This window comes from Massilia sp. UYP32, from assembly GCF_050434365.1.
Lineage (GTDB): Bacteria > Pseudomonadota > Gammaproteobacteria > Burkholderiales > Burkholderiaceae_D > Telluria > Telluria timonae.
Genome location: NZ_JBNDIK010000018.1, coordinates 130,433 through 144,086 on the forward strand (window position 1 = coordinate 130,433; position 13,654 = coordinate 144,086).

15 protein-coding genes are annotated in these 13,654 nt (G+C 61.0%); all 15 read left to right on the forward strand.

Going from position 1 to position 13,654, the window contains the following annotated elements; genetic code table 11:
* Positions 1–24 precede the first annotated feature (24 nt).
* The 15 genes from ABIB42_RS15825 to ABIB42_RS15895 all read left to right on the forward strand — a co-directional run bounded on the left by ABIB42_RS15825 (position 25) and on the right by ABIB42_RS15895 (position 13,604).
* The gene (locus ABIB42_RS15825) at positions 25–795 is read left to right on the forward strand and encodes a sulfite exporter TauE/SafE family protein (RefSeq protein ID WP_273036173.1); all 771 of its coding nucleotides are present in this window, start codon (positions 25–27) and stop codon (positions 793–795) included.
* A 199-nt stretch (positions 796–994) separates the two neighbouring features.
* Positions 995–2,926, forward strand: coding sequence for a tRNA uridine-5-carboxymethylaminomethyl(34) synthesis enzyme MnmG (gene mnmG, locus ABIB42_RS15830; RefSeq protein ID WP_273036175.1), 1,932 nt, complete (start codon positions 995–997; stop codon positions 2,924–2,926).
* Positions 2,923–3,570 carry a 16S rRNA (guanine(527)-N(7))-methyltransferase RsmG gene (rsmG, locus tag ABIB42_RS15835; protein WP_005664048.1) on the forward strand — a complete coding sequence of 216 codons (648 nt, stop codon included), beginning with the start codon at positions 2,923–2,925 and terminating at the stop codon, positions 3,568–3,570. The genes mnmG and rsmG overlap by 4 nt, the downstream gene beginning before the upstream one ends.
* A 116-nt stretch (positions 3,571–3,686) precedes the next feature.
* A complete protein-coding gene (locus tag ABIB42_RS15840; RefSeq protein ID WP_005664046.1) occupies positions 3,687–4,457 on the forward strand; it encodes a ParA family protein in 771 nt (256 codons plus the stop codon).
* Between the two features lie 23 nt (positions 4,458–4,480).
* Complete coding sequence (locus ABIB42_RS15845; RefSeq protein ID WP_005664045.1) at positions 4,481–5,359, forward strand: ParB/RepB/Spo0J family partition protein; 879 nt, start codon at positions 4,481–4,483, stop codon at positions 5,357–5,359.
* Positions 5,360–5,725: 366 nt separating this feature from the next.
* A complete protein-coding gene (locus ABIB42_RS15850; RefSeq protein ID WP_040774964.1) occupies positions 5,726–6,061 on the forward strand; it encodes an ATP synthase subunit I in 336 nt (111 codons plus the stop codon).
* Between the two features lie 4 nt (positions 6,062–6,065).
* Complete coding sequence (gene atpB, locus ABIB42_RS15855; RefSeq protein WP_005664043.1) at positions 6,066–6,899, forward strand: F0F1 ATP synthase subunit A; 834 nt, start codon at positions 6,066–6,068, stop codon at positions 6,897–6,899.
* Between the two features lie 85 nt (positions 6,900–6,984).
* Positions 6,985–7,230 (forward strand): F0F1 ATP synthase subunit C, encoded by a 246-nt coding sequence (gene atpE, locus ABIB42_RS15860; RefSeq protein WP_005664041.1) that lies wholly within the window; start codon positions 6,985–6,987, stop codon positions 7,228–7,230.
* Positions 7,231–7,305: 75 nt separating this feature from the next.
* Entirely contained in the window at positions 7,306–7,776 is a 471-nt protein-coding gene (locus tag ABIB42_RS15865) for a F0F1 ATP synthase subunit B (RefSeq protein ID WP_005664039.1), read from the forward strand.
* A gap of 2 nt (positions 7,777–7,778) precedes the next feature.
* Positions 7,779–8,312 (forward strand): F0F1 ATP synthase subunit delta, encoded by a 534-nt coding sequence (locus tag ABIB42_RS15870; RefSeq protein ID WP_005664037.1) that lies wholly within the window; start codon positions 7,779–7,781, stop codon positions 8,310–8,312.
* Between the two features lie 78 nt (positions 8,313–8,390).
* Positions 8,391–9,932 (forward strand): F0F1 ATP synthase subunit alpha, encoded by a 1,542-nt coding sequence (gene atpA, locus ABIB42_RS15875; RefSeq protein WP_005664034.1) that lies wholly within the window; start codon positions 8,391–8,393, stop codon positions 9,930–9,932.
* Between the two features lie 56 nt (positions 9,933–9,988).
* Complete coding sequence (gene atpG, locus ABIB42_RS15880; protein WP_005664033.1) at positions 9,989–10,864, forward strand: F0F1 ATP synthase subunit gamma; 876 nt, start codon at positions 9,989–9,991, stop codon at positions 10,862–10,864.
* Between the two features lie 55 nt (positions 10,865–10,919).
* Positions 10,920–12,323, forward strand: coding sequence for a F0F1 ATP synthase subunit beta (gene atpD / locus ABIB42_RS15885; protein WP_005664031.1), 1,404 nt, complete (start codon positions 10,920–10,922; stop codon positions 12,321–12,323).
* A gap of 32 nt (positions 12,324–12,355) precedes the next feature.
* Positions 12,356–12,778 (forward strand): F0F1 ATP synthase subunit epsilon, encoded by a 423-nt coding sequence (locus ABIB42_RS15890; protein ID WP_005664028.1) that lies wholly within the window; start codon positions 12,356–12,358, stop codon positions 12,776–12,778.
* Positions 12,779–12,998: 220 nt separating this feature from the next.
* Positions 12,999–13,604, forward strand: a complete 606-nt coding sequence (locus ABIB42_RS15895) for an Abi family protein (protein WP_429248635.1) — start codon at positions 12,999–13,001, stop codon at positions 13,602–13,604.
* Positions 13,605–13,654 lie beyond the last annotated feature (50 nt).

Sequence of the window (13,654 nt, forward strand, 5' to 3'; positions counted from 1 at the left end):
CTGCGCTTCCCCTGAAAGTCTCCCATGATCGATGTAGTCTGGCTCGGCGGCGCCGCCTTCGCCGCCGGCCTGGTCGACGCCGTTGTCGGCGGCGGCGGCCTGATCCAGCTTCCCGCCATGTTCTCCCTGTTGCCGAAAGAAGCGCCGGCAACCATCCTCGGCACCAATAAACTCGCAGCGATCTTCGGCACCAGTTCGGCCGCCGTCAGCTACGCGCGTCGGGTGCGGGTCGCGTGGAGCACCGCCGCGCCGGCCGCCATCGCCGCGTTTGCCCTGTCCTTCGTCGGCGCCTGGACCGTGACGCGGGTGCCGGCCGATTTCGTGCGCGCGCTGCTGCCCTTCGTCCTGGTGGCGGTCGCCGTGTATACCTTCATGAAGAAGGATCTCGGCGCGGTGCACGCTCCGCTGCACAGCGGGATGGCCGAGCGTTACTGGGCGATCGGCATCGGCGCCGCCATCGGTTTTTATGATGGCTTCTTTGGACCGGGCACCGGCAGCTTCCTGCTGTTCCTGTTCGTACGCTTCTTTGGCTTCGATTTTCTGAGCGCCTCGGCTGCGGCCAAGGTCGTCAATGTCGCCTGCAATCTGTCGGCGCTGATGTGGTTCGGCTATAGCGGCCATTTGCTGTGGCAACTGGGCTTGCTGATGGCGGGATGCCAGATCGTCGGGTCCTTGATCGGCACCAGGCTGGCCTTGAAGCATGGCAGCGGGTTCGTGCGCAAGCTGTTCCTGCTGGTCGTGTCGGCACTGATTGTAAAGACAGCCTACGACTCGTTCACAAAGCTGGGTTGGTAGGTCCTGTTCCACGTGAAACATCAAAGCCGGGTTTCTACCCGGCTTTTTTTCGTTCACTGTTCCACGTGAAACATGCCAGTAAGAACTGAAGAACAAGGTTTCACGTGAAACAAAATCTGTCGTTTTCAGACCCTTGCAGAGTCCAGCAGGAAAAAAGAATCTATAATCGCGCATTAGTCTCCTCGCTCCACACCCCATCATGCTATTTCCTACTGAATTCGACGTCATCGTCGTCGGCGGCGGCCATGCCGGAACCGAGGCCGCACTCGCGTCCGCACGCACCGGTCAAAAGACCCTGCTGCTGACCCACAATATCGAAACCCTTGGCGCCATGTCGTGCAATCCGTCGATCGGTGGCATCGGCAAGGGTCACCTGGTCAAGGAAGTCGATGCGCTCGGCGGCGCCATGGCTATCGCGACCGACGAGGCCGGCATCCAGTTCCGCATCCTGAATTCGTCCAAGGGCCCGGCCGTGCGCGCCACCCGCGCCCAGGCCGACCGCGTGCTGTACAAGGCCGCGATCCGCGCGCGCCTGGAAAACCAGCCGAACCTGTGGCTGTTCCAGCAGTCGGTCGATGACCTGATGGTGGAGGGCGACCGCGCGGTCGGCGCCGTGACCCAGGTCGGCCTGAAATTCCGTGCCCGCGCCGTGGTGCTCACCGCCGGCACTTTCCTGGACGGGAAAATCCACGTCGGCCTGCAGAACTATTCGGGCGGCCGCGCGGGCGATCCGCCGGCCACCTCGCTGTCGGCGCGCCTGAAGGAACTCAAGCTGCCGCAAGGCCGCCTCAAGACGGGCACGCCGCCGCGCATCGATGGCCGCAGCATCGACTTCTCGGTGCTGACCGAACAGCCGGGCGACCTCGACCCGGTGCCGGTGTTCTCGTACATGGGCAATGTGGCGATGCATCCGCGCCAGGTGCCGTGCTGGGTGACGCATACCAATGAGCGCACCCACGACATCATCCGCGCCGGCCTGGATCGCAGCCCGATGTACACCGGCGTGATCGAAGGCGTCGGCCCGCGCTACTGCCCGTCGATCGAGGACAAGATCCACCGCTTCGCGTCGAAAGAGTCGCACCAGATCTTCCTCGAGCCGGAAGGCTTGACCACTAATGAGTTCTACCCGAACGGGATCTCGACCAGCCTGCCGTTCGACGTCCAGCTCGAGCTGGTGCGCTCGATGCGCGGCATGGAGAACGCCTTCATCCTGCGTCCCGGCTATGCGATCGAATACGATTACTTCGACCCGCGCGGCCTGAAGGCGTCGCTGGAGACGAAGGCGATCAAGGGCCTGTTCTTTGCCGGCCAGATCAACGGCACCACCGGCTACGAAGAAGCCGCGGCCCAGGGCCTGCTGGCTGGCCTGAACGCCGCGCTGCAAACCCAGGGCAAGGATGCCTGGACGCCGGGCCGCTCCGAAGCCTACCTCGGCGTGCTGGTCGACGACCTCACCACGCAAGGGGTGGCCGAGCCCTACCGCATGTTCACCAGCCGCGCCGAGTACCGCCTGTCGCTGCGCGAAGACAACGCCGACATGCGCCTGACCGAAATCGGCCGCCAGCTGGGCATCGTCGACGACGCGCGCTGGCAAGCGTTCGAGACCAAGCGCGAATCCGTCGCCCGCGAACTGGAGCGCCTGAAATCGACCTGGGTCAACCCACGCATCCTGGCCGCCGCCGAATCGGAGCGCGTGGTGGGCCAGGCGCTCGAGCGCGAATACAACCTTGCCGACCTGCTGAGAAGGCCGGGCGTCGAATACGACACCCTGATGACGATGCAGGGGAACGAGGGCCAGCCGCTGGCCGGCCCCGGCGTCGACGACCCGGCGGTAAAGGAGCAGGTGGAAATCCAGCTCAAGTATTCGGGCTACATCGATCGCCAGGCGCGTGAAGTCGAGCGTCATGACCATTACGAAAACCTGAAGCTGCCCGAGAACCTGAATTACCTCGAGATCGCCGCGCTGTCGTTCGAGGTGCGCCAGAAGCTCGATAAACAGCGTCCCGAAACCCTGGGCCAGGCTTCGCGCATCTCTGGCGTGACCCCGGCGGCGATCTCGCTGCTGCTGGTGCACCTCAAGAAACGCGGCGTCAAGGGCTTTGCCCCGACCACCTCGGAGGCGGCGCAATGAAATATGCGTTCGACCGCGATGCGCTGGCCAGGGTGCTGGCCGATGGCATCGCCGAAATGGGCCTCGACGTGAGTTTGGCCCAGCAGGGCAAGCTGATGGCCTACCTGCAGCTGATGCACAAGTGGAATGCGGTGTACAACCTGACCTCGCTGCGCGACCCGATGCAGATGGTGACCCATCACCTGCTCGATTCGCTGGCCGCGGTGCCGGCATTTGCCGATGCGCGCAATGTGCTGGACGTGGGCGCAGGGGGCGGATTGCCGGGCATCGTGCTGGCCATTACCCGGCCCGACATGAAAGTGGCGATGATCGACACCGTGCACAAGAAAACCGCCTTCCTCACGCAAGTGAAGGCCGAACTGGGCCTGGCCAACGTGACCGTGCACACGATGAAGGTGCAAGACTTGGCCGTGAGCGACAAATTTGACGTCATCACCTCGCGCGCTTTCGCGGACCTGTCCGACTTCGTCAACTGGTCGGGACACCTGTTGCAAGAGGGCGGCAAATTCATCGCCCTGAAAGGGGTGGCGCCAAGCGAGGAACGCGAACGGCTGCCCCAGGACTGGAAAGTGACGGGTTTGCAGCCGCTGCAGGTGCCAAGGCTGGGCGCAGAGCGGCACCTCGTCTTCATCGAGCGAACTTAGTAAACAATATTAACTGTATAAACCGTTTATATCGTTTATTCAGTATGAATCATTTAAACGGTTTGTACGGTATGAACGGTATGGCGTCTTGTAGCCGCTTTCAGGAAAGAGAATAGATGGCGAAGATTTTTTGCGTTGCGAACCAGAAGGGTGGGGTAGGCAAGACCACCACCACTGTCAACCTGTCGGCGGGCCTGGCAAAGCTGGACCAGCGCGTGCTGCTGGTCGACCTCGACCCGCAGGGCAATGCGACCATGGGCGCGGGCATCAACAAGGCCGCGCTCGAGTCGTCGATCTACCAGGTGCTGCTGGGCGAGTCGGACGTGGCCGGGGCCCGGGTGCGCTCCGAGGCGGGGCGCTTCGACGTGCTGCCCGCCAACCGCGAGCTGGCCGGCGCGGAAGTCGAGATGGTGTCGCTCGAAAACCGCGAACGCCGTCTGAAGGATGCGCTGGCCGCGGTCGACGCCGACTACGACTTCATCCTGGTCGACTGCCCACCCGCGCTGTCGCTGCTCACGCTCAACGGCCTGTGCGCCGCGCATGGCGTGATCATCCCGATGCAGTGCGAGTACTACGCGCTCGAGGGTCTATCGGACCTGGTCAACACGATCAAGAAGGTGCATGCCAACCTGAACACCGACCTCAAGATCATCGGCCTGCTGCGGGTGATGTTCGATCCGCGCATGACCTTGTCGCAGCAGGTCTCGAACCAGCTCGAGCAGCACTTCGGTGACAAGGTGTTCAAGACCATCATCCCGCGCAACGTCCGCCTGGCCGAAGCGCCGTCCTACGGCATCCCGGGCGTGACCTTCGATCCTTCGTCGAAAGGCGCGCAGGCGTACATCGCCTTCGGCGCGGAAATGGTCCAGCGCATCAAGACCATGTAATCACCAGAAGAGCTGACACAACAATGGCAACCAAAAAACTCAAGGGACTGGGCCGCGGGCTCGACGCCCTGCTCGGCGGCGACATGGACGCCGCGCCCGCCGCAAGCAATCTGCCTTCGGTCCTGGCGGTCACCCAGATCCAGGCTGGCAAGTACCAACCGCGTACCCGCATGGATGAAGTAAGCCTGTCCGAGCTGGCCGCCTCCATTAAAACCCAGGGCATCATGCAGCCGGTGCTGGTGCGTCCGCTGCCGGCGGGATCCAGCACGCCGTACGAGATCATCGCCGGCGAGCGGCGCTTCCGCGCGGCGCAGATGGCGGGCCTCGAAGAGATCCCGGTGCTGGTGCGCGACGTCGACGACCAGGCCGCCGCGGCCATGGCCCTGATCGAGAACATGCAGCGCGAAGACCTGAACCCGCTGGAAGAAGCGCAGGGCATCCAGCGCCTGATCTCGGATTTCAATTTCACGCACGAGCAGGCGGCCGGCGCGGTCGGCCGCTCGCGCAGCGCGGTGTCGAACCTGCTGCGCCTGATCAACCTGGCGCAGCCGGTGCAGACCATGCTGATGGCGGGGGATATCGACATGGGCCATGCCAGGGCCCTGCTGGCGGTCGACAGCGCGAACCAGATCGCGCTGGCCAACCACGTGATCGCCAAGCGCCTGTCGGTGCGCGAGACCGAGAAGCTGGTCGCGCGCGCGCTCGAAGAGCAGGACGCTCCGGCCCAGCCGGCGCGCGCCAGGGACAAGCCGGGCGACATCGTGCGCCTCGAAGAAGAACTGTCCGACAAGCTGGCGACGCCGGTGTTGTTCAAGATGGGCGCCAAGGGCAGGGGCCAGATGATCATCGACTTCGCCGACCTGGATATCCTGGAAGGTGTGCTCGCGCGTCTGCGCGCGTGAAAAAACAGGGACGCCACCTGGACGCATGGGGTGGCGTCGCAGGGGCCGGCGACCTCGCCGGCCGCTATCGCGTTGGCCACCTTGTGCGCGTTAGCGCTACCAACTCTCGTGCCGTCCGGTCCGCTCCAGCGGCTACGTACAACAGCGCAATTGTCACATCACCCCATATACACCATTTGAGCGTAAGTAGCTGAAAATATTGCGCTATCAGTCGGCATCGTGTCACATTTTCGCCAACTATTCGTCCCAGTTATAAGTGTGGAATCGTTTGACTCACGTCCGTATAACCACTTATAATTCCGGCGATTCTTGTAATTATCACCTCGTAGTACGTCCAAAATGCGCTAGCGCAAGAGCTAAAAGAATATGCTACGCATCGTTTCCCTGCAGTTGATAGCAACGGTAGTCGTCGGCCTGATCGCCGCACTACTGGGGGGATGGGCTGCGATGTTTTCGGCTGTACTGGGCGGTTTGTGTTGTGTCGTGCCCAACGGGATCATGGCAGTGCGCTTGTTCGCCGCGTCCGCGTCTGGAACGGCAACTCCCGCGACATTTTTCATCTGGGAATTTGTAAAGATTGCATTAACGCTGGCGCTTTTAGGCGCAACTGCGTGGCTGTATCACGATCTAAATTGGCTGGCACTGGTTGCTGGGATCATCGTGGCACTGAAAAGTTACATCATCTTATTATTTAGGCAATGACAACATGGCGACTCCAGTAGACGGCGCAGCGCACGCGCCCACCGCTTCAGAATACATCGTTCACCACCTGGGCCACCTGAAGAACCAGTATCAGGTGGGTCCGGTCGACTTTTCGGTCATCCACTACGATACCCTGTTCTGGTCGATCGCGATGGGCCTGACCGCCTGCCTGCTGATGTGGGCCGCCGCGCGCAAGGCGACGTCGGGCGTTCCCGGCCGTTTCCAGGCCTTCGTCGAAATGATGTTCGAAATGGTCGACGACCAGGCCAAGACCATCGTGCACGGCGACCGCAGCTTCATCGCTCCGCTGGCATTGACCGTGTTCGTCTGGATCGTCCTGATGAACGCACTGGACTTGCTGCCGGTCGACATGTGGTCGTGGCTGTTCGCCGCCTTCGGCGTCGAGCACATCTTCCCGTATCACCGCGTGGTCCCGACCGCCGACCTGAATGCGCCGATCGGCATGTCGCTGGGCGTGCTGCTGCTGATGGTCTACTACGGCATCAAGATCAAGGGCTTCGGCGGCTGGCTCCACGAATTGTTCGCAGCACCGTTCGGCATCTGGATGGCGCCGTTCAACCTGCTCCTGAACCTCATCGAATACGCAGCAAAAATGGTGTCGCTCGGTATGCGACTGTTCGGCAACATGTTTGCCGGCGAACTGCTGTTCCTCTTGATCGCACTGCTGGGCGGGACCGCGACGATGTTCGGTTTCATCGGCCACGTGATTGCCGGTTCCATCTGGGCGATCTTCCACATCCTGATCGTGATCCTGCAGGCATTCATCTTCATGATGCTGACGCTGGTTTACCTCGGTCAGGCTCACGAAGGCCACTGATCGAAGCCGCAAGCATCGAGTGAATGTGGTTGTAAAGAAGTTGTAGTTTTTAATTTAGTTTTTAATTTAACTTTTGGAGTTTTTCATGACTGACCTTTCTTTTGTTGCACTGGCTTGCGGTTTGATCATCGGTCTGGGCGCAATCGGCGCTTGTATCGGTATCGCTCTGATGGGCGGTAAATACCTGGAAGCTTCTGCACGTCAGCCAGAACTGATGAACACCCTGCAGACCAAGATGTTCCTGCTGGCTGGTCTGATCGACGCGGCATTCCTGATCGGCGTTGGTATCGCCATGCTGTTCGCGTTCGCTAACCCGTTCGTTCCAGTCTAAGACTCGCCTCTCGAGGTCTTGAAGGGCCGAACCAGTTTCTGGTTCGGCATCCGTGTTTCTAAGAAGGATAAACCCGTGAACCTTAATTTCACCTTGGTTGCACAGCTGGTGGTGTTCTTCATCCTGGCGCTGTTCACGATGAAATTCGTGTGGCCGCCGCTGATGAAGGCGCTCGACGAGCGCGCTGCGAAGATCGCGAGTGGCCTGGCCGCTGCCGATCGCGGCAAGGCCGACCTGGCTGCCGCCGAAAAGCGCGTCCAGACCGAACTGGCTGGCGCCCGTGACGAAGTACAGAAGCGTATCGCCGACGCCGAAAAGCGCGCTGCAGCGATCATCGAAGAAGCGAAGAAAACCGCCGCCGAAGAAGGCGCACGCATCGTCGCCGCTGCCAAGGCCGACGCCGAGCAGCAAGTGACCCGCGCGCGCGAAGAACTGCGTGGCCAGGTTGCAACCCTCGCGGTGGCCGGCGCCGAGCAGATCCTGAAGCGCGAAGTGAACGCAGCGGCTCACGCCGACCTGCTGTCGAAACTGTCGACCGAGCTCTGATCATGGCTGAACTCGCAACCGTCGCCCGCCCTTACGCCGAAGCGCTGTTCCGTGTCGCCCAATCCGGCGACATGAACGCGTGGTCGGCCATCGCATCGGAACTGGGCCAGATCGGCGCCATTCCCGATGTGCAGGCCTTCGCCAGCAACCCGAACGTCACGCAGGCACAACTGGCGGACACGATTGCGTCGCTGGTCAAGGCTCCGCTGAATGCTGAAGCGAAGAACTTTATCGCGATGCTGGCCGAAAACGGCCGCATCAACCTGCTGCCCGAGATCAGCACCCAGTTCGCGATCCTGAAGAACGCGAACGAAGGCGCAGCCGACGCGACGATCTTCAGCGCGTTCGAGATTTCGGCCGACCAGCTGTCGCAGCTGGTCGCCACGCTGGAAAAGAAATTTGGCCGCAAGCTGAACCCAACGGTGACAGTGGATCCCTCGCTGATCGGTGGTGTGCGCGTGGTCGTCGGCGACGAAGTGCTCGATACCTCGGTCCGCGCCAAGCTGCAACGGATGCACGTTGCGCTGGCGTCGTAATCGATAGTGTGCACTCGCATCGGCCGACGTCCCGCCCTTGCCCTACGCATCAAGAAACTATAATTGGAGTTAGCTAGCATGCAACTTAACCCATCTGAAATCAGCGAGCTGATCAAGAGCCGGATCCAGGGCCTGGAAGGCTCTGCAGACGTCCGCAACCAAGGCACCGTGATCTCGGTCGCCGACGGTATCTGCCGCATCCACGGTCTGTCGGACGTGATGCAGGGCGAGATGCTGGAATTCCCAGGCAACACCTTCGGCCTGGCGATGAACCTGGAGCGCGACTCGGTCGGCGCCGTCATCCTGGGTGCTTACGAGCACATCTCGGAAGGCGATACCGTCAAGACCACCGGCCGCATCCTGGAAGTGCCGATCGGTCCTGAACTGCGTGGCCGCGTGGTCAACGCACTGGGCCAGCCGATCGACGGCAAGGGTCCGATCGCCACCACGCTGACCGCCCCGATCGAAAAGATCGCGCCAGGCGTCATCGCGCGTGAATCGGTGTCGCAGCCTATGCAGACCGGCATCAAGTCGATCGACGCGATGGTGCCGATCGGCCGTGGCCAGCGTGAGCTGATCATCGGCGACCGCCAGACCGGCAAGTCGGCCGTGGCGGTGGATGCGATCATCAACCAGAAAGGTCAAGGCGTCACCTGCGTGTACGTCGCGATCGGCCAGAAGGCATCGACCATCAAGAACATCGTGCGTTCGCTGGAACAGCACGGCGCGATGGAATACACCATCGTTGTCGCAGCATCGGCGTCGGAATCGGCCGCCATGCAGTACATCTCGGCCTACTCGGGCTGCGCAATGGGCGAATACTTCCGCGACCGCGGCGAAGACGCGCTGATCGTCTATGACGACCTGTCGAAGCAAGCTGTCGCTTATCGTCAAATTTCGCTGCTGCTGCGCCGCCCACCAGGCCGCGAAGCGTACCCAGGCGACGTGTTCTACCTGCACAGCCGTCTGCTCGAGCGCGCAGCCCGCGTGAACGCCGACTACGTCGAGAAGTTCACCAACGGCGCCGTCACCGGCAAGACCGGTTCGCTGACCGCACTGCCGATCATCGAAACCCAGGCAGGCGACGTCTCGGCCTTCGTGCCGACCAACGTGATTTCGATTACCGACGGCCAGATCTTCCTGGAGACCTCGCTGTTCAACGCCGGTATCCGTCCTGCGATCAACGCCGGTATCTCGGTGTCGCGCGTCGGTGGCGCCGCCCAGACCAAGGTCATCAAGGGCCTGTCGGGCGGTATCCGTACCGACCTGGCGCAGTACCGTGAACTGGCTGCGTTCGCGCAGTTCGCATCGGACCTGGATGAGTCGACCCGCAAGCAGCTGGACCGCGGCGCGCGCGTGACCGAGCTGCTGAAGCAGCCGCAGTTCTCGCCGCTGTCGACCTCGCTGATGGCCGCATCGCTGTTCGCCGTCAACAAGGGCTACCTGGACGACATCGAAGTCAAGAAAGTGCTGCCGTTTGAGCAGGGTCTGCACGGCTTCCTGAAGTCGGGCCACGCCGCCCTGCTGTCGAAGATCGACGAAACCAAGCAACTGGACAAGGACGGCGAAGCTGCGCTGGCCGCCGCCATTGCTGATTTCAAGAAATCCGGCGCATATTAATTGATGGACCGGCGCCGCTTGATAGCGGCGCCGGTGCCCGGAAGGAGTAAGGACTCATGGCAGCAGGCAAAGAGATTCGTGGCAAGATCAAGAGCGTAGAGAATACGAAGAAGATCACCAAGGCGATGGAAATGGTCGCCGCATCGAAAATGCGCAAGGCGCAGGATCGCATGCGCGCCGCCCGTCCCTACAGTGACAAGGTTCGTAACATCACCGCCAATCTGGCCAACGCAAACCCGGAGTACACGCACGCATTCATGGCGCAAGCCAAGGGCGTGTCGGCAAAGGCAGTGGGTTTCATCGTCATCACGACCGACAAGGGTCTGTGCGGCGGCATGAACACCAACATCCTGCGCCAGGTAACGCAGAAGGCGCGTGAGCAGGAGCAGCTGGGCAACCGTGTCGAGGCAGTCGCCATCGGCAACAAGGGCCTGGGCTTCCTGAACCGCGTCGGCATGAAGCTGGTGTCGCAAGCTACCCAGCTGGGCGATGCCCCGCAACTGGACAAGCTGATCGGACCGGTCAAAGTGATGCTGGACGCGTACCAGGAAGGCAAGCTCGATGCCGTCTACCTGTGCTACACCAAGTTCATCAACACGATGAAGCAGGAAACGATGGTCGAGCAACTGCTCCCGCTGCCAGCCAAAGCGCTGGAAGCCGATGCAGGCGCCCACAGCTGGGACTACATCTACGAACCGGAAGCGCAAGTCGTCATCGACGAGCTGCTGGTGCGTTATGTGGAAGCGCTGGTGTACCAGGCAGTGGCGGAAAACCTGGCGTCGGAACAATCGGCGCGCATGGTCGCGATGAAGGCCGCGAGCGATAACGCCGGCAGTGTCATCAGCGACCTGAAGCTGGTCTACAACAAGACCCGCCAGGCTGCGATTACCAAAGAACTCTCCGAGATCGTGTCGGGTGCCGCAGCCGTCTAAGGCCGCGCCCAGCGATCAAGTAAAAGAATCTAACTATATATCTGAAGGAACGAACATGGCTGATGGCAAAATCGTTCAGTGTATCGGCGCCGTGGTTGACGTGGAATTCCCACGTAACGCCATGCCGAAAGTGTACGACGCACTGAAAATGGAAGGCTCCGAACTGACCCTGGAAGTCCAGCAGCAGCTGGGCGACGGCGTGGTCCGTACCATTGCTCTGGGCAGCTCGGAAGGCCTGCGTCGCGGCATGATGATCCAGAACACCGGCAATCCGATCATGGTGCCAGTCGGCGTGCCGACCCTGGGCCGTATCATGGACGTGCTGGGCAACCCGATCGACGAATGCGGCCCGGTCAGCCATGAGCGCATGGCATCGATCCACCGCGATGCGCCGGCCTACGACGAGCTGTCGCCGTCGACCGACCTGCTGGAAACCGGCATCAAGGTCATCGACCTGGTCTGCCCGTTCGCCAAGGGCGGTAAAGTCGGCCTGTTCGGCGGCGCCGGCGTCGGCAAGACCGTCAACATGATGGAACTGATCAACAACATCGCCAAGGCACACTCGGGTCTGTCCGTGTTCGCCGGCGTGGGTGAGCGTACCCGTGAAGGTAACGACTTCTACCACGAAATGGCCGATGCAAAAGTCGTCGACCTGGAAAACCCAGCCAACTCGAAAGTGGCGATGGTCTACGGTCAGATGAACGAACCACCAGGCAACCGTCTGCGCGTCGCGCTGACCGGCCTGACCATGGCGGAAGCGTTCCGTGACGAAGGCAAGGACGTCCTGTTCTTCGTCGACAACATCTACCGCTACACCCTGGCCGGTACCGAAGTCTCGGCACTGCTGGGCCGTATGCCATCGGCAGTGGGCTACCAGCCGACCCTGGCCGAAGAGATGGGCCGTCTGCAAGAGCGCATCACCTCGACCAAGACCGGTTCGATCACCTCGATCCAGGCCGTCTACGTCCCTGCGGATGACTTGACCGACCCGTCGCCTGCAACCACCTTCGCCCACCTGGACTCGACCGTCGTTCTGTCGCGTGACATCGCATCGCTGGGTATCTACCCTGCGGTCGACCCACTCGATTCGACCTCGCGCCAGCTGGACCCGCTGGTCGTCGGCGAAGAGCACTACTCGACCGCGCGCGCCGTGCAGGGCACCCTGCAGCGCTACAAGGAACTGCGTGACATCATCGCGATTCTGGGCATGGACGAACTGGCGCCGGAAGACAAGCTGGTCGTCGCTCGTGCACGTAAGATGCAGCGTTTCCTGTCGCAGCCGTTCCACGTCGCTGAAGTCTTCACCGGCGCCCCAGGCAAGTACGTTTCGCTGAAAGACACGATCAAGGGCTTCAAGATGATCGCATCGGGCGAACTGGATCACCTGCCGGAGCAAGCGTTCTACATGGTCGGCACGATCGAAGAGGCAATCGAGAAAGCCAAGAAACTGGCTGCCTAAGTCGGCTTCTTCATTCAAACTGAAGGACACACATGGCAAACACATTTCTCGTTGACGTAGTCTCGGCCGAAGAGCAGATCTTCTCCGGCCAGGCCGAATTCGTCGCGTTGCCGGGTGAAGCGGGTGAGCTGGGTATCTACCCGAAGCACACCCCCTTGATCACGCGCATCCGCCCGGGCGCCGTGCGCATCCAGGTGGCCGGCGGCGGCGAAGAGTTCGTCTTCGTAGCCGGCGGTATCCTCGAAGTGCAGCCGAACGGCGTGACCGTGCTGGCCGACACCGCGATCCGCGGTGGCGACCTGGACGAAGCGAAAGCAACCGCGGCCAAGAAGCAGGCCGAAGAGCTGATGCTGAACAAGGATTCGAACATCGACTACGCGAAAGCCCAGGCCGAGATGGCCGCGGCGGTCGCGCAGCTGGCGGCGATCCAGAAGCTGCGGTCGAAAGGCCGTTGAGCTTCATAGCTCGGCAATAGAAGGGGCAGCCTGCGGGCTGCCTTTTTTTTGTTCGCGATCAGTATGGCCGTATCGATACAGCGATTGACGCTCTTCAGGATCGTGCATAGCATTGTTAGTCGACGAAGTCGCATCGCCAAATTTGATCAATTTTGCGCGCTAAGGTAAACTACCTCCAACAACACCCGCCGCCACGCGCTCTACCAAGAGCAGTGTAAAAATGGCGGGTTTTTTTTGTCGGTACAAAATGCAATACGCTAAGCCTGTACTGTCTGTCGCTGACAGCGTTGTACGTCTCAAGAACAAGGGCTTGGTAGTGGCGAATGACGCGGACGCAGAACGCTTTCTGCGTGCAGTGGGCTACTTCCGGTTCCGCGGCTATGCCTTGCCTTTTATGCAGCAGGCGCCTGTCGGGTTCTTGTATGGGAACAGGCAATTTAAACCCGGCACCACTTTCGATGACATACGGCAGATCTACGAGTTCGATCGCGCGCTCAGGTCGCTTGTGATGGAACAGATCGACAGGATCGAAGTTGCCGTTCGCACTGCCATTCTTCAGGAATTGAACACCCACTTCGGTACGCATTGGTATCTCGACTTTACGAAAGTCGTATTCAAGAATGCATCAGACCAGGCAAAGTGGTTTGGCGAGGTAGCCAGGGAAGTACAGCGGTCTGAAAAGCAAAAGTTTATTGCTCATTACCACGCGAAATATACCAACCCGCGTTTGCCGCCTTCTTGGGCGGTAGCCGAGTGCCTTTCGTTCGGTAAATGGTCGACGGGACCTGTCAGAAATTCTGTGTGCGGGGCCAGAATTCGTAGTTAGATAATCGCGTTCGTGAAGCGCTCGCCGAACATGATGGCGAACTGGTTGGC